Annotated in this window: 16 protein-coding genes; 3 read left to right on the top strand and 13 right to left on the bottom strand. The window is 61.7% G+C overall.

Annotated elements, in window-relative coordinates; genetic code table 11:
- Together BM079_RS04665 and BM079_RS04660 are read right to left on the bottom strand one after the other, a co-directional pair.
- Window positions 1–507, bottom strand: coding sequence for a copper resistance protein NlpE (locus BM079_RS04665; protein ID WP_090131293.1), 507 nt, complete (start codon window positions 505–507; stop codon window positions 1–3).
- Window positions 508–609: 102 nt separating this feature from the next.
- Window positions 610–1,905, bottom strand: coding sequence for a sensor domain-containing diguanylate cyclase (locus BM079_RS04660; protein ID WP_175489598.1), 1,296 nt, complete (start codon window positions 1,903–1,905; stop codon window positions 610–612).
- Between the two features lie 808 nt (window positions 1,906–2,713).
- On the opposite strand from BM079_RS04660, the gene argC reads away from it, so the two are divergent.
- The 3 genes from argC to zwf all read left to right on the top strand — a co-directional run bounded on the left by argC (window position 2,714) and on the right by zwf (window position 6,251).
- Window positions 2,714–3,661 carry an N-acetyl-gamma-glutamyl-phosphate reductase gene (gene argC / locus BM079_RS04655; RefSeq protein WP_090131289.1) on the top strand — a complete coding sequence of 316 codons (948 nt, stop codon included), beginning with the start codon at window positions 2,714–2,716 and terminating at the stop codon, window positions 3,659–3,661.
- An 84-nt stretch (window positions 3,662–3,745) separates the two neighbouring features.
- Window positions 3,746–4,561: an ion transporter gene (locus tag BM079_RS04650; RefSeq protein ID WP_090131287.1), complete on the top strand. Its 816-nt coding sequence runs from the start codon at window positions 3,746–3,748 to the stop codon at window positions 4,559–4,561.
- A gap of 109 nt (window positions 4,562–4,670) precedes the next feature.
- Window positions 4,671–6,251: a glucose-6-phosphate dehydrogenase gene (gene zwf / locus BM079_RS04645; protein ID WP_090131285.1), complete on the top strand. Its 1,581-nt coding sequence runs from the start codon at window positions 4,671–4,673 to the stop codon at window positions 6,249–6,251.
- Window positions 6,252–6,412: 161 nt separating this feature from the next.
- On the opposite strand, the gene BM079_RS04640 is transcribed toward zwf, so the two are convergent.
- The 11 genes from BM079_RS04640 to BM079_RS04590 form a co-directional block, all read right to left on the bottom strand.
- Window positions 6,413–7,303: an NAD-dependent epimerase/dehydratase family protein gene (locus BM079_RS04640; protein WP_090131283.1), complete on the bottom strand. Its 891-nt coding sequence runs from the start codon at window positions 7,301–7,303 to the stop codon at window positions 6,413–6,415.
- A 113-nt stretch (window positions 7,304–7,416) separates the two neighbouring features.
- A complete protein-coding gene (locus tag BM079_RS04635; RefSeq protein WP_090131281.1) occupies window positions 7,417–8,367 on the bottom strand; it encodes a cyclodeaminase in 951 nt (316 codons plus the stop codon).
- Entirely contained in the window at window positions 8,354–9,376 is a 1,023-nt protein-coding gene (gene eutB, locus BM079_RS04630) for a hydroxyectoine utilization dehydratase EutB (protein WP_090131279.1), read from the bottom strand. The genes BM079_RS04635 and eutB overlap by 14 nt, the downstream gene beginning before the upstream one ends.
- Before the next feature lie 111 nt (window positions 9,377–9,487).
- Complete coding sequence (locus tag BM079_RS04625; RefSeq protein WP_090131277.1) at window positions 9,488–10,954, bottom strand: NAD-dependent succinate-semialdehyde dehydrogenase; 1,467 nt, start codon at window positions 10,952–10,954, stop codon at window positions 9,488–9,490.
- A gap of 272 nt (window positions 10,955–11,226) precedes the next feature.
- Window positions 11,227–12,201 carry an ABC transporter substrate-binding protein gene (locus BM079_RS04620; RefSeq protein ID WP_090131985.1) on the bottom strand — a complete coding sequence of 325 codons (975 nt, stop codon included), beginning with the start codon at window positions 12,199–12,201 and terminating at the stop codon, window positions 11,227–11,229.
- Window positions 12,202–12,287: 86 nt separating this feature from the next.
- A complete protein-coding gene (locus tag BM079_RS04615; protein WP_217639641.1) occupies window positions 12,288–12,962 on the bottom strand; it encodes an ABC transporter permease in 675 nt (224 codons plus the stop codon).
- Entirely contained in the window at window positions 12,962–13,597 is a 636-nt protein-coding gene (locus tag BM079_RS04610) for an ABC transporter permease (RefSeq protein ID WP_090131275.1), read from the bottom strand. Before BM079_RS04610 ends, BM079_RS04615 begins: the two co-directional genes overlap by 1 nt.
- Window positions 13,594–14,754 (bottom strand): ATP-binding cassette domain-containing protein, encoded by a 1,161-nt coding sequence (locus BM079_RS04605; protein WP_245742822.1) that lies wholly within the window; start codon window positions 14,752–14,754, stop codon window positions 13,594–13,596. Before BM079_RS04605 ends, BM079_RS04610 begins: the two co-directional genes overlap by 4 nt.
- Window positions 14,755–14,813: 59 nt before the next feature.
- Complete coding sequence (locus tag BM079_RS04600) at window positions 14,814–15,317, bottom strand: cupin domain-containing protein (RefSeq protein WP_090131271.1); 504 nt, start codon at window positions 15,315–15,317, stop codon at window positions 14,814–14,816.
- An 84-nt stretch (window positions 15,318–15,401) separates the two neighbouring features.
- Window positions 15,402–16,118: a gamma-glutamylcyclotransferase gene (locus BM079_RS04595; protein ID WP_090131269.1), complete on the bottom strand. Its 717-nt coding sequence runs from the start codon at window positions 16,116–16,118 to the stop codon at window positions 15,402–15,404.
- Between the two features lie 130 nt (window positions 16,119–16,248).
- On the bottom strand, window positions 16,249–17,562 hold the full coding sequence (locus tag BM079_RS04590) for a solute carrier family 23 protein (protein ID WP_090131267.1): 1,314 nt from the start codon (window positions 17,560–17,562) through the stop codon (window positions 16,249–16,251).
- Between the last annotated feature and the right edge of the window lie 249 nt (window positions 17,563–17,811).

The following is a 17,811-nucleotide window of genomic DNA, read 5'->3' as shown; positions in this document are numbered from 1 at the left end:
TTACTGACGATAGGGCATGGACTGCGCCGCCGACCCCGAGGCGGGCTGCATCGGCTCGGCCACACGACGCAGTTCAATGTTCTGCGTGGTGTTGATGGGCTGGCCGTTGCAGTTCAGCTGCCTTAGACGATCCTCGCCGATGACCTGAAAACTCATGCAGCTGTCATCGCTTTCCGGATCGAGTCGATAGATTCTGGCCTGCGGGTCGACCTGATTGCCGCGTGCCACCACCCAGTCCCCCGTGCGTGTCTGCACGTCCTGTTCATTGCCGCTGCCCAGATAGCGCTGTTGAAGCGTGTAGGTCGAGCCAAAGCCCGTCATGCCGGAAGAGACCAGCGTCAGTCGGGTGTCGATGCCTTCGCAGTCCGCACAGGGCAGCACGCCCTCCCAGCTCTGGGCCACGGACATGACCTGTGGTGCCGACGACACTTCCGGCTGCTGACTGCAGCCTCCCAGTGCCAGACCTGCTGCTGCCAGCATGATGCTGCCGGAAAAAGCCCTTTTCATGACGCGCCCCCGTTTACCGTTAACGACCCTGAACGTGATCAGGTCCTGTCCCTGTATGGCTATAGGCAAACGTAGTCGAGTCCCGCCCAACTGTCCCGGTCTTCAGAAGACAATCCGATCGCGCCCTCGCCCCTTGGCCTGATAGAGCTTCTGATCCACGCTCTCCAACAGGGCGTTACTGTTCATGCCGCGCGCATTGATGATGCCTGCCGAGAAGGTCACCTGCAGGCCACGCGGGCTCAGATACTCCAGTGACAGGGAGTGGCGCAGCCGCTCAAGCGCCTGACGAGCGCCATCCATATCAATCCCCGGCAGAATCAGCAGAAACTCCTCTCCACCCCAGCGCACCAGAATATCGCTGACGCGCAGCTGACGTGACAGCACCTCGGCAAACTGCTGAAGCACACGATCGCCGACGGTATGGCCATGATCGTCGTTGACCCGCTTGAAGTGATCGATGTCGAGCAGGGCCACGCTGATGTCCAGGCCCTGACGCTCGGCCTGTTCGAGCGCGGCTTCAAGACTGCTGACGCCGAAGCGACGATTGCGAATGCCGGTCAGCTCATCATGGGTGGCGAGATACTCAAGGCGCACGTTCTTCTCTTCCAGCGCCATTTCGAGCTTCTTGCGTTCGCTGATATCGACCAGAAAGATCACGTCGCGCGGACGACCGTCCTCACCTTCAATGCGCACGCTCTCGACAATGACCGTGTGTCGCTCGCCGCTGCGCGATACCAGCTCGCATTCGCCAAATTGCTGGACATGGCCGTGGCGGCTGCCAAGCGCCCCCTGATGCTGGCGTCGCAGATACTGATGACTGCTGTAGGGCACGACCATCGAGAAGGGCCGCCCGACCAGCTCGTGCTCTTCATAGCCATGAAAGCGGCAGTAGGCCGGGTTGACCATTTCAAAGCGGCCATCCTCGGTCAGAACGCAGATGCCCATGGGCGTAGCGTTGATAATGCTGGAGATGCACTCCTGGCTGCGCTTGAGCTCTTCGTGCTGAATAATCTGACGGGTACAATCCTGCAGCACCATCATGACCCGATTCGATGTGCCATCGCCGTCAAGCCGACAGCCGGTCAGGGCAAGCGCCATGCGCCGCCCGCCCTCGTTAAAGCGAAGCCAGCGCACACGGGGGGTCTGCTCACGATCGGAGGCTTCATCACCACAGCACCAGTAGCGGGCAGGATGGCCACTCTCCTGTCCGGAACACCACTGCCAGGGCTCTTCGCCACCTTCAAGCGGTGCGAAATGGCTCAAGAGCCTTCTGGCCGAATGATTGGCACCTTCAAGCGTAATGTGTTCATCACACCGGTAGACCAGTGCGGCAATATTCAGCTTGTCGAGCGCTTCGATGGACAGGCTGTCGTCAGGGGGCGGCAGACAATGACTCATCTCTTGATGACTACCTTTGGTTACGTAAGCATTACTCATGGTGACATTATGAACATCCCCTCCATCTGCTTCCTGTCTGATCGATGCATTAATCATTTCTGGCGCAAAAACGCAGCGCAAAGAGTGCAAATGGCACAAGCGACATGAGTGATGCCGATACAAAGGTATGGAGCTATCGAGTACGGGATAAAGCGAAGGAGTGATGAGACAAAGCGTCCTGATCAGTCAAAAAAATGGGAAAACAGGCACTTTGAAAGCACTTTTTCCGGTTAATCATGCGCCGGGCAACTCTTGCCCGGCGGGTGACGGGTCAATAATGTCGTTTTGATGGTCATTCGTTGTGCAACCTCTTTGTGTAACCTCTGACACTGCCATACCTTCAAGGATGCGCCTTTCAAGTCGTTGAATACGGATTTGCCGGTTTAAAGGCACCGACGACCCGGTCACCAATGTTATAAACCAGTCCTTGTAGACCAGCGATCGGCCGTTTTGTTGTCTCACCAGGTCACTGAAATGACATGGTTACCCTTCTTTTGGCAGCGACATGCCCGTCATCCTCGAATGAATGCGATTCCAAAAGACTCACCATAAGTCACGGCGATGTTTCAACAGGCGCTTTTTGTTTCAGCAGGTCAATACCAGTTCAGGGGGTCATGCCATGCGGTGTCGTCGCCTGTCTTGTGGAGATGTTGATCACATCATCAATCCCCCGGGACAGGACCAGCGCAACGTCGGGTGCACATGTGTGCTGAAGGCGTACAATGTCATGAATCAACGACTGCATATCATCACTTGCGCGAGGTAGACCATGACGTTCAGGGTATTTGTGGATGGTCAGGAAGGCACGACCGGCCTGAGAATCTTTGACTATCTGCAGACGCGCGACGATATCGAAGTGCTGCGCATCGCAAGCGATCGCCGCAAGGAGCGTGACGAGCGCGCACGCCTGATCAATCAGGCCGATGTCGTCTTTCTCTGTCTGCCGGATGAGGCCTCGCGGGAAGCTGCCTCGCTGGTGGACAATCCGGACACCTGCCTGATCGATGCCAGCACCGCATTTCGTACCGACCCCGACTGGACCTATGGCCTGCCGGAAATGACGCCGGGCCAGCGCGAGCGCATCCGCGAAAGCAAGCGCATCGCCAACGTGGGCTGTCATGCCAGCGCCTTCATCATGCTGGTGCGCCCGCTGATTGATGCCGGATTGCTGCCGCCGGACTATCCCTTCTCGGCCTTTTCGCTGACCGGCTACAGCGGCGGCGGCAAGAAGATGATTGCCGAGTTCGAGGCCGCAACGGATGGCTCTCTGGATGCCCCGCGCCCCTACGCTCTGACGCTTGTCCACAAGCACCTTCCGGAGATGCGCATTCACGGCGGTCTCGAGCGCTCGCCGGTATTTACCCCGATCGTGGGCCATTTCCTGAAAGGATTGTCGGTCAACATTCCGCTTCAGCGCTCGCATCTGCCCGAAGGCACGACTGTCGAGAGCATTACCCGAGCCTGGCAGGCCCACTATGACGACGCTTCCTTCGTCAACGTCATGGCCGCGCAGGACAGCGAGGCACTCGACAATGGTTTCTTTGACGTGACAGCCTGCAACGGCACCAATCGCGTCGATCTGTGCGTGTTCGGCAACGACGAAAGACTGGCGCTCGTCTCGCGCATGGATAACCTGGGCAAGGGCGCCGCCGGCGCCGCCGTTCAGAACATGAACATTCATCTGGGGCTTGAAGAGACCACCGGCCTCTCTCGCTGAACCAGACCCTGTCTGACGGCCTCCCACGGCGCTGGCAGCGCCGCGGGAGGCCATTATCCCGATCAGCCGTGACGGAAATCCTCGATGAAAGAGCGCGTCACCCCCTTTCAGCTGTTCATTCTTGTCCTGTCGATCTATGTGATCGCTGCCATGGCGGCCAGTCTGCTGTTCAGGCTGCCTCCCGAGCTTGCCCGCCTGCTCCAGTACATGGACTACATCGTCTGCTTCTTCTTTTTCATCGATTTTTGCCAGCGCTTCGTGCGCGCCGAGAGCAAACTGGCCTATATGCGCTGGGGCTGGATCGATCTGCTGGCGTGCATTCCGGCCGGCCTGTTTCAGGGCGCGCGCATGTTTCGGGTGGTGCAGGTGCTCAGAGTGCTGCGAGCGGTCAAATCGATGGAGATGATCTGGCGCCTTCTGTTTCGCAACCGCGCCGAGGGTGTATTCGCCTCGGCCGCTACTGCCACCGTGCTGCTGGTGGCCTTTGGCGCCATCACCATGCTGATGGTGGAAAGCCCCAACCCGCAAAGCCCGATCGAAACCGCCGAGGACGCGCTGTGGTGGGCGATCGTCACCGTCACGACCGTGGGCTACGGCGACTACTATCCGATCACCACCCTGGGCCGTGTGGTCGCCGTTTTGCTGATGATTGGCGGCGTGGGGCTATTCGGCAGCTTTGCTGCCTACATCAGCTCGATCTTCATTGCCGATGACAGCGAGCGTGAGTCCCGCGAGGCACGCGCCCAGCGTGACATGACCCGGGCGCTCTATCACCAGATATGTGAACTGACCGAGGAAGTCCGCGAGTTGCGCACCCGACTGGATCGCATGAACGGTGACGATGCGTCGCCTCCCGAACACTCTCAAAGCGCCAGGGATCCCGCCGATCGCGACACCTGACCCTTCAGGCGATTGATCGATGAGGCATAACCTCGCATTTGCATTACGCTTTATAAAAGGGCGCACCGCGCCGCCCCGTCCATACGTACGCAATGCATGAGGCGAGTTCATGACCCAGACCGACAGTCAGCAGCCCAAAAATGCCCCTCCGGCCGATAACACCACCATGTTCATCTTCGGTGCCAGTGGCGATCTGGTGAAGCGCTTGCTGGTCCCCTCGCTTTATAACCTGGACCGCGACGGCCTGCTGGACCGCGGCATGACCATCGTCGGGGTCGATATTGCCGAGCACGACGATGACGGCTTTCGCACGCACCTGAAGGATTTTATCGCCGACAAGGCCGCCGACAAGCACGCCGAAGGCGGCGGTCATGAACTCGATGAAGACCACTGGCAGGATTTTGCCCAGCGCATTCACTATCTGCAGGGCGATTTCACCCAATCGGACGTTTTTGAACAGATCAGAAGCCATCTCGAGCAGGCCGACAGCGATAACGCCCTGTTTTACTGCGCCACCGCGCCGCGCTTTTTCGGCGACATTGCCACCGGACTTGGCAAGGCCGATCTGATGAAGGAAGGCGATAACCGCTATCGCCGCCTGGTGGTGGAAAAGCCCTTCGGCCACGATCTGGAATCGGCGAAAGCGCTCAACGCGCAGCTGCTGGAAGTCATGAAGGAAGAGCAGATCTACCGGATCGATCACTTTCTGGGCAAGGAGACCGTGCAGAACATTCTGGTCGCCCGCTTTGCCAATGTGCTGTTCGAGCCCTTCTGGAACAATCACTACATCGACCATATCCAGATCACGGCTGCCGAAACCGTAGGCGTCGAGACCCGCGGCAAGTTCTACGAAAAGAGCGGCGCCATGCGGGACATGGTGCCCAACCACCTGTTCCAGCTGCTCGCCATGGTCGCGATCGAACCGCCGGCCGCCTTTGGCGCTGACGCGCTGCGCAGCGAAAAGGCCAAGGTGCTGGGTGCCCTGCGCCCCTGGCCGCGGGAAGAAGTGCACCATAACTCGGTGCGAGGCCAGTACCGCGCCGGCCACGTCAATGACAGCGATGTGCCCGGTTATCGCGACGAGCCCGATGTCGCCGAGGACAGCAACACCGAAACCTATGTCGCCATGAAGATGATGGTCGACAACTGGCGCTGGGTGAACGTGCCCTTCTATCTGCGCACCGGCAAACGCCTGAGCGCGCGTGATACCGAGATCGCCATCTGCTTCAAACCCGCCCCCTATGCTCAGTTTCGCGGTACCGATGTGGCGCAAATGAACTCCAACTGGCTGATCATTCAGCTTCAACCCAACGAGGGCATGTGGTTCGACTTCCAGGCCAAGCGCCCGGGACCGGAGCTTGAAATGGATACCGTCAAGATGGGCTTCGCCTACAAGGACTTCTTCGATCTGCCGGCGGCGACCGGCTACGAGACCCTGATCTATGACTGTCTGACCGGCGATCAGATGCTGTTTCAGCGTGTGGATACGATCGAGAACAGCTGGCGCGCCGTACAGCCCTTCCTCGATGCCTGGGCCGAGGATAACAGCGTCGAAGGCTACGAGGCCGGCTCTGAAGGCCCCCAGAGCGCGAGCGAGCTACTTGAGCGTGATGGCCGTCAGTGGCACAAGATCGGCGAGGTGACCGGCCCGGGCGTGGCACCAGTCCCGGGCAGCTCAAGACGGAAATAAGGTCAGTCAGCACCACTGACCGCCGCTCGGTGATCGGAAAGCAAAGCGTTCAAGCCGGCAGAAAAACAGGGAGGACGCCATCGCGCGCCCTCCCTGTTTCGTTAGCTCGGAAGCCGGGCTCACAGCATCCCTGTGGTACGGCCCCATTTACCATGCCGGAGCTACTGATCCAGCTCATTCCGCCAGGAGTGCTGCGGCACGAAACCGACCAGTCGGCGCGCCTTTTCATTGCTGTAAAAGGTTTCGAACTCGCCCATCTCTCGCTTGAGGGGCACTTCCGGGTAGAAGCGTTCGATCACCTCGGCGCTGGTCAGACTTACCGATAGATCATCATTGGCCATGTTGAACACTTCATAACCCAGACCGCTCGTCTGCAGGCAGCAGTCGACCATTCGGCCCAGGTCACGCGCATCGATGTAGGCAAAGATGTTGCGCCGACGAAGAGCGGGATTCTCCATGAACGCCGGAAACAGCTCGCGATACTCGTGAGGTTCGATCACGTTATTGATGCGAAGGCCATAGATATCGATGCCGGAGCGCGCCTGAAAGGAGCGCGCGGTGACCTCGTTGACCACCTTGCTCATGGCATAGCTGTCCTGCGGCACGGTGGGATGCGCTTCATCCACCGGCAAATAGTCCGGCTTGACCTCGCCATCGGCAAAACAGATGCCGTAGGTGGTTTCGCTGGAGGCAAAAATGACCTTGGGGATGCCCAGTATGGTGGCGGCATCCAGCACGTTGTAGGTGCCCAGCGTGTTAATACGATACGTCTCGTTATCCGGCCGGTGCAGGATGGCCGGGATAGCCGCAAAGTGAACGATGGCATCGTAGTGCGGCACGCCAGTGCCCGGCTCCAGCTCATCAAGGCTGGCGTAGGCCCGGCAGGCGTTAAAGACCTGGCCTGCATCGGTCAGGTCGGTGGTCAGAGTGGCGATGCCGGGCACATTGCATGGCGCCCAATCCAGATTGGTGACCTGATGCCCCTGGTCGCGAAGATAGGCGGTCGCGTGGCGGCCGGCCTTGCCGCTACCGCCCGTAAACAGAATGCGCATGAGTTCTCCTGACGGATGAAACAGTCATGACACCCTGGCAAGGCGCGGCCGGGTGCGCCAGTCAACAAAGCGCTCGCCTGACGCTGACGGACCGCTTCCGAACGCGCTGTGCGCTACGCCGTCAGCCTTTTCAGCGCAAACCCGGCAATCGCCGTGTCCTGTACGCCGGTGCCGGTCAGATCACACACCGTGATCTGATCACGCCCGATGCGCGGTGACGACCCGGCAGCGATGACCTGACCCATCTCGTGTGCCTCAAAGGGCACCGTATTACCGGCCCAGACTTTGAGCTCGCCGTTGGTCTCGCTCTGTGCGCGGGTATCGACCACGAAGGCGTCGGCGCGCGTCATCACCGACACGTCCAGTTCGCGCTTTTCCGGGCTGTCAGAGCCCATCGCGGTGACATGTACGCCGTTGGACAGGTGTTCGGCCTTGAGCAGCGGCGACTTCGACGGCGTGGTGGTGATGATGACATCCGCCTCACGACAGGCGCTTTCAATGTCACCGTGCACGTTGACGGTGAGCCCTTCAAAGCGCGCGCGCATGCGTGCGGCATACGCCTCGGCACGGTCGGTGTCGCGCGCCCAGACATCGACGGTATCGATATCACGGACCAGTTTGAGCGCGGCCACCTGCAGCTCGGCCTGAACCCCGGCGCCGATGACGGCCGCGCGCCGGCTGTCCTTGCGCGCGAGATGCTTCGCGGCAATGGCACCGGCCAGCGCCGTACGGATGTCGGTGAGATAGCCCTCGTCAAAAAGCACGGCCTCGACCAGACCAGTTTTTGCCGAGAAAACGATCATCAGTCCGTTGAGACTCGGCAGGCCGATCAAAGGGTTATCAAAAAAGCCGGGGCTGACCTTGATGGCAAAGCGCTCATTGCCGCGAATATGAGCGGTCTTGACGTCGACCTCGCCGTTGGACTCCTCGATCGCCATGGAGAGAATCGGCGGCTGTACTACCCGGCCCTGCCCCAGCGCGCGGAAACCGGCTTCCACGGCCTCAAGCGCTGCCTGGTCGAGCTCAACGACCTCCTGAATCTGCGTGCGGTTATAAAGCTCCATGTTCGCTCCCGGTCTCCTGCGTAATGGTGCTGGTATCGATCATGGCTTTTGCCCGTTGCCAGGTGGCCATGTCTACGCCGTTCCCCGACACGATCAGCGCGACCTTCTCGCCGCGAATATCGATGGCATGCTCTTCGAGCGCCGCCAGCCCGACGACTGCCGCCCCTTCCACCAGCATCTTCTCGACGTCCAGAAAGTGCACCATGGCGGCAGCGATGGCGCGCTCGCTGACCTGACAGTGATCGCTCATCACCTCTCGAACCAGCGACCAGGTACAGCGATTTTCAAGCCCGATGCCGCCGCCCAGCGAATCCGCCAGCGTCTCGACCTCCTCGACCATCACCGGATGACCGGCCGCCAGGCTTTCGATCATCGCCGCGCCTTCTGTCATGCTCACGCCGGTGACGCGCACCTGCGGGTTGATGGCGCGCACGGCGCGACCGATACCGCCCAGCAGGCCACCGCCGGAAAGCCCCATCAGCACCCGGTCCAGTTCAGGGACATCTTCCATCAGCTCCAGACCGATGGTGCCCTGCCCGGCCGCGGTCAACGGATCATCGAAGGGCTCGATCAGCGTCATTCCCTCCTCCGCGACCAGCCGCCGCGCCTCGACAAAGGCGTCATCCTGACTGCGCCCGACCGTTCGAACCTCGGCACCCAGCACCTCGATGGCGGCGATCTTGTTGGCCGGCACCAGGCCGGAGACGCAGATGATGGCGCGCGTCTCCAGCCGGGAGGCCGCCCAGGCGACCGCCCGACCATGATTGCCGGTCGAAGCCGTGGTCACACCACGCGACAGCGTGGCCTCATCCAGCGCAGCGATGGCGTTGAGCGCTCCCCGCAGCTTGAAGGCGCCGCTGGGCTGCAGGGTCTCGAGCTTGAGATAGACCTCGGCCTCGAAACGCTCTGAGAGCGAGACAGACTTCACCAGCGGCGTCCTCATCGCTTGACCCGCGATCCGGGCACGGGCGAGATAGATATCATGCAGGGTGACAGGCTCGCAGATCATGGGAGGCTCGATCGGTGAAGGCAGGTGCGCCAGAGTGTCTTGCTCTAAAACCGTTCTACCCTGGCGCCTGTGTCGGAGCGCTTCAAGGCGCCCCGGTCAAGCGGCATCGGCTCAGCTTCCTGACGGGCCCGGCATGTTGCCCAAGCAGAAGTATTTGGTGTCCAGATACTCCTCCAGCCCCTGAGCGCCACCTTCGCGGCCCAGCCCCGACTGCTTGATCCCACCAAAGGGAATCGGAGCACCGGTCATTTTCAGCGTATTGACGCTGACCATGCCGTACTCGAGTCCGCGCATCATCTTCCAGATGCGTTTGACGTCGTTGCTGTAGACATAGGCCGCCAGCCCGTACTCGGTATCATTGGCCGCCGCCACGACCGCCTCGTCATCGTCGAAAGCGCACACGCCCGCCACCGGCGAGAAGGTCTCCTCACGAAAGACACGCATTTCGGAAGTGATGTCGGCCAGCAGCGTGGGTATGAAGAAGTTGGCCCCCGGCGCCATCGACTGGTTACCGGCTACCAGCCGCGCGCCCTTGTCGAGCGCGTCCTCGACAAGGGCCTGAGCCGCCTCGACGGCGCGACGGTGAATCAGCGGGCCGATATCGACCTCCATCATGCCGCTGCCGACCCGTAGCGCCTTCATGTGCACGGCAAAACGTTCCAGAAAGCGGTCGTAAATGCGCCGATGCACGAAGATGCGATTGGCCGCCAGACAGTCCTGCCCGGCGGTCTGGAATTTCGCCGCCACCGCCTCGCGGGCAGCCTCGTCCACATCGACATCCTCACAGACAATAAAGGGCGCATTGCCGCCCAGCTCCAGCGACATGCGCTTGACGCTACCGGCGCTCTGACGCATCAACAGTTTGCCCACGCGGGTGGAACCGGTGAACGAGATCGAGCGCACCCGGCTATCGGTACACAGCACCTCGGAGACGGTCGCCGGCTCCCCGGTGACCACGTTAAAGACACCCGGTGGAATGTCAGCGCGCTCGGCAAGTTCTGCCAGGGCCAGCGCCGTGAACGGGGTCTCGTTGGCCGGTTTGACAATCACCGGACAGCCCGCTGCCAGCGCCGCCCCTGCCTTGCGGGTGATCATCGCCAGCGGGAAGTTCCAGGGTGTGAACATCGCCGAGACCCCGACCGGCTCCTTGAGCGTGCCCAGCATGGCGTTGGGGATATGACTCGGGATCGTCATGCCATAGGCGCGGCGGGCCTCCTCGGCAAACCACTGGATGAAGCTCGCGCCATAGTCCACTTCGCCGCGAGCATCGCGCAGCGGTTTGCCCTGCTCCAGCGTCATCAGATGGGCCAGATCCTCACGGTGCTCATGCAGGAGCTGATACCACCGGGTCAGTCGAGTGCCGCGCGCCTCTACCGACAGCGCTCGCCAGCTGATAAAGGCGTCTTCGGCGGCAGTGACGGCGCCGGCGATCTGTTCGGCGTCCAGCAGCGCGCAGTGCCCGATAATTTCGCCGTTGGCCGGGTCCAGTACGGGCTCGTCCTGATTGCGGCCGCCGGCCGTCCATTGTCCGTTGATGTAGGCGAGCTGGCGGAAAAGACGCGGATCGTTGAGCTGCATGTCACCTCCTGAACCCCTGGGCGTCGTGGATGCGTCATGAAAGAAGCAGTGACATCAGCACCGCAGCACTGCTGTCATCTGATCTTCAGCATGGCAGCCCCTGCGATCTGCTTTTTTCTGTCCCGGCGTCCGCCGCAATGTGTTTTTTTCCTTGTCCGTGGTGCAACCTGGTCTTTTTTCGGGTGATGACGGTGCAGCCCTCTGTCCTGCAGATACGACAACGCCGCCTCGAAGGGCGGCGTTGTCAGCAAGGCATCGAGAAAGGTCGATGCTTAATTGGCGCTCTGCTGCTCACTGTCCATATGCTCATCGACCCACTGCCCGGCCACCTGCGCCGGGTCGGCCTTGTCAATCTCGACGCGATGGTTCATGTCCTGCAGTTCTTCCGTGGTCAAGGCTTCTGAAACATGATTGAGAGACTCGCGTATCTCATCGGTCAATGCCTCGCTGCGACCCACGGGGACGATGTTCTGGGCCGGCTCCAGATCCTTGTCATCCCTGAGCGCGACCCAGTCGTTTTCGGCAATCGCGCCCTGCGAGGAGAACATCCGCGCCACATCGATATCGCCATTGGCCAGCGCCCCCCGGGTCAGCGGGCCGCCGGCATCCAGTGAGCGGAAGTTGGCAAACTCGATGTTGTAGACCCGCTTGAGCCCCGGAATGCCGACGTCACGCGTTTGCGTCTCCGGCGGTCCGCCCAGGGTCAGCTCATCGGAGACCGGCGCCAGATCAGAGAAGGTCTTGAGGTTGTATCTGTCAGCCGTCTCCCGCGTGACGACCAGCGCATCGCGATCCTCGGCCGGCGAGGCGTCCAGCGCCTCGATGCCTTCGGGCAGTACTTCACGCAGGGCCGACATGACGTCATCGTTGCTGCGGGCGTCAGCGTGGGCCTCGTCCTGGTCGAGATAGGTCATCAGCGCCCCGGAATACTCCGGCAGCAGATCGATCTCGCCGTTGGTGAGCGCCGGGAAGACCACCTCGCGCGAGCCCAGATTGAGCCGCGTGGTCACGTTGACCCCATCGTTTCTGAGTACATCAGCGTAGATGTTGGCCAGAATCAGCTGCTCGGGGAAGTTGGTCGACCCGATGGTGAGACTCGCCTGATTATTGCCGTTGTCTTGAGCGGTGTCCTGCTCGGTGCTGTTATCATCGCCGCCGGAACAGCCGGCCAGCGCCGCCAGCGCCAGCGCCCCGAGCCCCATTTTCCAGCCACGCCCCATCGACATGGTCCCGATCCCTTTGGTCATGACGTTCATTCCCTTGTGTCCATTGTGAGTCTTTCGATTCTGGCCCAGACCGGCGCCGCGTGCATCCTGCCATTGCCGTTATTGGGCTATTGCAATCCCCTGGCCGTGATCAGCTTCTGCAGTCCTGCAAACAGGAGTTCGGTGACCACGGCCAGCACCGCCACCAGAATCGCACCGACCAGTACCTGAGCCAGATCACGCACGGCAAGGCCATCGATCAGATAGCGTCCCAGACCGCCCAGCCCCACATAGGCGGCAAGCGTGGCCGTCGACATGACCTGCACCGCCGAGGTGCGAACGCCGGCCATGATCAGCGGCAGAGCGATCGGCAGCTCCACCTGCCACAGCCGCTGCCAGCCGGTCATCCCCAGCGCCACGGCGGCCTGACGTACGGTCGGGTCCACCTCACGCATGCCCACATAGCTGTTGGTCACCATCGGGGGAATCGCCAGCGCGACCAGCGCCACGATCACCGGGATCACGCCGTAACCGACCAGCAGAAAGACCAGAATAATCACCCCGAAGGAAGGAATGGCGCGCCCGATATTGGAGATATTGATCGCCATCAGGCCGCCACGCCCGCTATGCCCCAGCCCGATACCGACGGGCAGCGCGATCGCCGCGCCGATCAGCGTCGAGATCAGCACATAGGTGACATGCTCGATGATGTGAGCCGGAATGCTGCCCGGGCCCTGCCAGTTCATCGGCTGGGAGAAAAAGTGAATCACCCCCGCCATCAGGCTCATGAAATCGCTGTTCATCAGCGTATCCCCCGCTGCCAGGGCGTCAGCCAGTAAAGGACAGCCACCAGCGCCAGATCCACCGCCACCGCCAGCGCCACTGACAGAACGAAGCCGACGATCAGCGGCGTGGTAAAGCTCAGGGTAAAGCCGGTGATGAAGAGCTGGCCCAGGCCACCCTGCCCGATCAGCGCAGTCACCGTCACCATGCCGATAATGGTCACCGCCGCGATACGAATACCGGCGACGATGACCGGCAGCGCGATCGGCAGTTCCACGGCAAATAGACGCCGGGCCCGGGTATAGCCCAGCGCCCGCGCCGCCTCGCGTACGCTGGGCGATACGCCGCGCAGCCCCTGAACGATATTACGAAACAGGATCAGGAGCGTATAAAGCGTCAGCCCGATCAGCGAGGTCGCCATTGAAAGCCCTGTAAAGGGCATCAACAGGATAAACAGCGCCAGCGACGGGATGGTAAACATCACCCCCGTGACGGCCAGCGACGGGCCGTAAAGCCGTGGCCAGCGCACCGCCAGCAGAGCCAGCGGAAAGGCGATCAGAAAGCCGAACAGCAGCGACAGACCGACCAGCTGCACGTGCTGCAACAGCGCCGCCGTGATCTGATGCGTGTTGGACGCGACCCAGCCCCAGTTCATGTCAACCGCCCTGTCAGCTGCAGCTGATCGATCACGCCCACATAGCGCCCCTGGGCGTTGAGCACCGGCATGACCTCGCCCGGTGCGCTGATCAGCGCGTTGAGCGCGCTGCGCAAATTGTCGTGCAGATAAAGACGATGGCGCCAGGGTTTCAGGGCCAATGAATCGATACGCGCGCGGTCATCGGCCTGCTTGAGGGTGTCCCAGTCCAGCCAGCCCAGCGGCGCGCGATGCTCATCGAGTACTACGATACCGCTGCTGCCAGCCTGCTGCAGATAGCTGCGCGCCCGCGCCACGATCTCGTCGCGCGGCGCCGTCAACCCGGCGTCCAGCTCCAGACTGTCGAGGCGCTCCAGTGCCAGACGGCGCAGTTCACGATCGGCGCCGATGAAATCCACCACGAAGTCGCTGGCCGGTGTCGACAGAATCCGGGCGGGCGTATCAAACCGGGCCAGCCTGCCCCCCTGGGCAAAAATCGCCACGCGATCGCCGAGCTTCATCGCCTCGTCGATATCGTGGGTCACCATCACGATGGTCTTCTGAACCCGGCGCTGCAGATCGAGAAATTCGGTCTGCAAACGGGCGCGCACAATGGGGTCGACCGCGGCAAAGGGCTCATCCATCAAAAGAATCGGCGGGTCGGCGGCCAGTGCCCGCGCCAGTCCCACGCGCTGCTGCTGACCGCCGGACAACTGATGCGGATAGCGCGCGGCAAGCGCCTCATCGAGGCCGACCATCTCGACAAGCTCTGCCACCCGCTCGCGGAGGCGCTTTTTGTCCCAGCCCAGAAGCCGCGGCACGACGGCAATGTTGTCGGCAATTGTCTTGTGGGGAAAAAGGCCCGAATGCTGCATGACATAGCCGATCTGACGGCGCAGCCGAGTGGCATCCACCGACATCACGTCCCGCTCACCGATCAAAAGACGCCCGGCGCTCAGGGTCTCCAGTCGATTGATCATGCGAAGTGTGGTGGTCTTGCCACAGCCGGACGGTCCGACCAGCACGGTCAGCTCCCCGGCCGGCAGGGTCAGATCAAGCGACTCGACCGCCACCGTCCCATCGCCATAGCGTTTGGTCACCCCTTCAAACACGATGGCACTGCTGTCCTGCGTTTCCCGATCTTCCGCGCTGGCGCGTTGGCGATGCTCGTTCGTCAACGACATATCCTCCTGGAGTAAACGAATGCGCTCCGCTGCGGCAGCGCGCGGTTGTGGGGTCAGGTCCAGTCGCTGACCACGCCGCCGGCCTCACCGGCCACCGGGTCGAGCGCCGGCCGCGGCAGGGAGGCAATATGACGCTGAACGTCCGGCGTATAGTCACCGTGACGGCAGATGTCCCAGTCGCCATGCCCGCGCGGATAGCCCGCCGTCAGGGCAAAATCGTTGCTGGCGCTGATGCGACAGTGGCCGGTGCCGGCCGGCAGCACGATCACATCCCCGGCACTGACCTCGATATCCTCACCCTGCTCGCCGCCCAGACGCAGTGTGGCGGCACCGTCATATACGCCCAGTACCTCATGGGCCGTGCTGTGAAAGTGGTGATAGTCGAACACGCCGCCGCGCCACTGCACCGGCCAGTCGTTGTGCTCGAACAACGCTTCGAGCGTTTCCACCAGCGACCGGCCATCTTCAGCGGCCATGTCGCGATACAGCAGTACGGGATAACGGCTGTTGGGGATATGGCCATCATCCTTGAAAAACAGGGTCTGCGGCTTTTTCATTCACGCTCCGGGGTCAGGAATCCATGGCCATGACTGGCAAGTACAGCAGGAAATCGCTCGATCTGCGATAAATATGCACCGATGCTAACGAGTGCGTGTCGTTCGGTGACAGGCATGCACGGCGCGCTGAATGCGCCCCAGATAGGCGTCTTCGATGCCCAGATCCGCCAGCCCGGCGACCGTGTTGTCGAGATACTCAAGACAGCTCCCAAGCACCCCGGTGGCGCTGGCCAACCGGCCCACGATGTCGGCATCCGAAAGCCCGGGCAGATAGCGCGGGTGATCAGGATTGGCAATGAAGGCAATCCCGGGCAGCTCCCCCTTCTCGGTGGCCAGCGTCACCCAGCGCGGCATATAGGCACCCGTCAGCATCTCGCGACGCCAGACCAGCAGCAGCTCGTGCGCCAGATGCTGCTCCCCGATACGCAGCGCCATGCCCTCACTGTCACCGCCGGGCACCAGTGCCAGCATCAACCCGGGGCACTCGGGCGTGCCACGACCGTGTTCCAGATTCAGACAGAAATCGCGATGATAGCCCTCAAGGCGTACGCGCCGGCGCTCCTCGATTTCGATGCACGGATTCCACACCAGCGAGCCGTAGGCAAACAGATAAACGCCGTCGACCTGTTCGGCACAGGGCGGGCGATGGGCAAGCATGTCATTGATCGAGTCACGAAAGGTATCGTTGGACAGCAGCGCCTCCTGCGGGTGGTGCTGCTCGTAGTGGGCGCGCAGACGATCCGCTTCAAGCACCTCGCGCGTCATGGCCAGCGGTCGTTCGTCATCCGGCTGTTCGTTCATCGAGCGCCCTCGCCTGTCATCGTTACCTCACAAGCCTAACGCGACCAGGCCCTGAAAACGAAAGCACAACGCGTGATGACATCCCGGCGCTGCCATGCCGGCAGCATGACAGCGCCGGTCAGCGCCGATATCAGTGGTCGCTTTCCAGCGCCCTGCGCGACGTGCCGCGGCGGAGGATGGCGTGCAGGATCACGGCGCCAAAGGTGGCAGTGCCGATGCCATCGAGCGTGAACTGGCCAAGGCTCAGCGAGAAGTTGCCGGCGCCCAGCACCAGCGTGACGGCCACCACGATCAGATTGGCGTTATCGCCCAGATCGACGTTGTTTTCGATCCAGATACGCGCGCCGGCCACGGCGATCAGTCCAAAGACCACGATCGAGGTGCCGGCCAGCACCGGCCCGGGGATGGTATGAATGATCGCCCCGAAACGTGGTGAAAAGCCCAGCAGGATCGCAAAACCGGCCGCAGCGACGAAAATCAGCGTCGAGTAGACGCGGGTTACGGCCATGACGCCGATGTTTTCGGCATAGGTGGTGACACCGGTACCCCCGGCCGAGCCGGAGAGCATGGTGGCCAGCCCATCGCCCACGAACGCGCGGCCGATATACGGGTCCAGATTGCGCTGGGTCATTGCGCCGACCGCCTTGATATGCCCCAGATTCTCGGCGACCAGAATCACCGCTACCGGCGCGATCAAAACCATCGCATGGGCGCTGAATTCAGGGGTCGTGAAGGTCGGCAGACCAAACCAGGCCGCCTGCGAGATGACCGAGAAGTCGATCGGCGTGCCCCAGCCCAGACCGTTGGTGACCACGGCGTAGATGATATAAGCCGCCACCAGGCCGACCAGAATCAGAAGCCGCTGCAGCATGCCGCGAGTAAACACCGCCGCAAGCCCCACGCAGAGAATCGTGACCAGCGCCATGACGCTGTCAAAGCTTGAGTCGGCCACGCTCGACACCGCCACCGGCGCCAGATTGAGGCCGATGGTCATGACGATTGCTCCCGTCACCACCGGCGGCAGCAGTATCTCGATCCAGCGTGTGCCCAGCGCCATGACCACCAGCCCCACCAGGGCGTAGATCGCCCCGCAGACAATGATACCGCCCAGCGCCAGGCCGATATTGGGATTACCGCCGCTGCCGGCGTAGCCGGTGGCCGCGATCACCACGCCGATAAAGGCAAAGCTCGAGCCCAGATAGCTCGGCACGCGCCCGCCCACGACCAGAAAGAACAAAAGCGTTCCGATGCCCGACATGAGTATCGCAAGGTTGGGATCAAACCCCATCAGAAGCGGCGCCAGCACGGTTGAGCCGAACATGGCGACCGCATGCTGAATGCCCATGACCAGCGTCTGACCGGCGCTCAGGCGCTCATCGGGTGCGACCAGTCCACCCCTGCTCGCATCGGCCGGCTGCCAGCGTGGAAACCAGGATTGTGCCATTGCTTGTCTTCTCCAGCCTTGTCTTGGTAAGCGATCCGGCGCGCATTCTACCGTTCCGAACGTCGTGATGCTCCTGCGGGATCGAAATACCCCCGGAAGCCGACCGGGCCGCGCAAAGCGTTTCGTGCGATCGTCTGCACAGCAGACAAGGGCGCCACACTGCGTCAGCGCGAAGCAGTCACTTCGCAAAAGCCACTTGGCCATAGCTTAACGGTATAAACCAAATTGTTGCGCCATCATCGTTTTGCC

This window comes from Kushneria avicenniae, assembly GCF_900112585.1.
GTDB classification, from domain to species: Bacteria; Pseudomonadota; Gammaproteobacteria; order Pseudomonadales; family Halomonadaceae; genus Kushneria; species Kushneria avicenniae.
The sequence above is the reverse complement of the archived record's forward strand: the minus strand, read 5'-3'. Positions and strand labels throughout refer to the sequence as shown.

Excerpts from the sequence above, each read along its gene's own strand:
- BM079_RS04635 (WP_090131281.1), bottom strand. The coding sequence starts at position 8,367 with ATGGAGCTTTATAACCGCACGCAGATTCAGGAGGTCGTTGAGCTCGAC.
- BM079_RS04620 (WP_090131985.1), bottom strand. The coding sequence starts at position 12,201 with ATGACCAAAGGGATCGGGACCATGTCGATGGGGCGTGGCTGGAAAATG.
- BM079_RS04610 (WP_090131275.1), bottom strand. The coding sequence starts at position 13,597 with ATGAACTGGGGCTGGGTCGCGTCCAACACGCATCAGATCACGGCGGCG.
- BM079_RS04650 (WP_090131287.1), top strand. The coding sequence starts at position 3,746 with ATGAAAGAGCGCGTCACCCCCTTTCAGCTGTTCATTCTTGTCCTGTCG.
- BM079_RS04600 (WP_090131271.1), bottom strand. The coding sequence starts at position 15,317 with ATGAAAAAGCCGCAGACCCTGTTTTTCAAGGATGATGGCCATATCCCC.
- argC (WP_090131289.1), top strand. The coding sequence starts at position 2,714 with ATGACGTTCAGGGTATTTGTGGATGGTCAGGAAGGCACGACCGGCCTG.
- BM079_RS04615 (WP_217639641.1), bottom strand. The coding sequence starts at position 12,962 with ATGAACAGCGATTTCATGAGCCTGATGGCGGGGGTGATTCACTTTTTC.
- eutB (WP_090131279.1), bottom strand. The coding sequence starts at position 9,376 with ATGATCTGCGAGCCTGTCACCCTGCATGATATCTATCTCGCCCGTGCC.
- BM079_RS04640 (WP_090131283.1), bottom strand. The coding sequence starts at position 7,303 with ATGCGCATTCTGTTTACGGGCGGTAGCGGCAAGGCCGGCCGCCACGCG.
- BM079_RS04665 (WP_090131293.1), bottom strand. The coding sequence starts at position 507 with ATGAAAAGGGCTTTTTCCGGCAGCATCATGCTGGCAGCAGCAGGTCTG.
- BM079_RS04590 (WP_090131267.1), bottom strand. The coding sequence starts at position 17,562 with ATGGCACAATCCTGGTTTCCACGCTGGCAGCCGGCCGATGCGAGCAGG.
- zwf (WP_090131285.1), top strand. The coding sequence starts at position 4,671 with ATGACCCAGACCGACAGTCAGCAGCCCAAAAATGCCCCTCCGGCCGAT.
- BM079_RS04595 (WP_090131269.1), bottom strand. The coding sequence starts at position 16,118 with ATGAACGAACAGCCGGATGACGAACGACCGCTGGCCATGACGCGCGAG.
- BM079_RS04625 (WP_090131277.1), bottom strand. The coding sequence starts at position 10,954 with ATGCAGCTCAACGATCCGCGTCTTTTCCGCCAGCTCGCCTACATCAAC.
- BM079_RS04660 (WP_175489598.1), bottom strand. The coding sequence starts at position 1,905 with ATGAGTCATTGTCTGCCGCCCCCTGACGACAGCCTGTCCATCGAAGCG.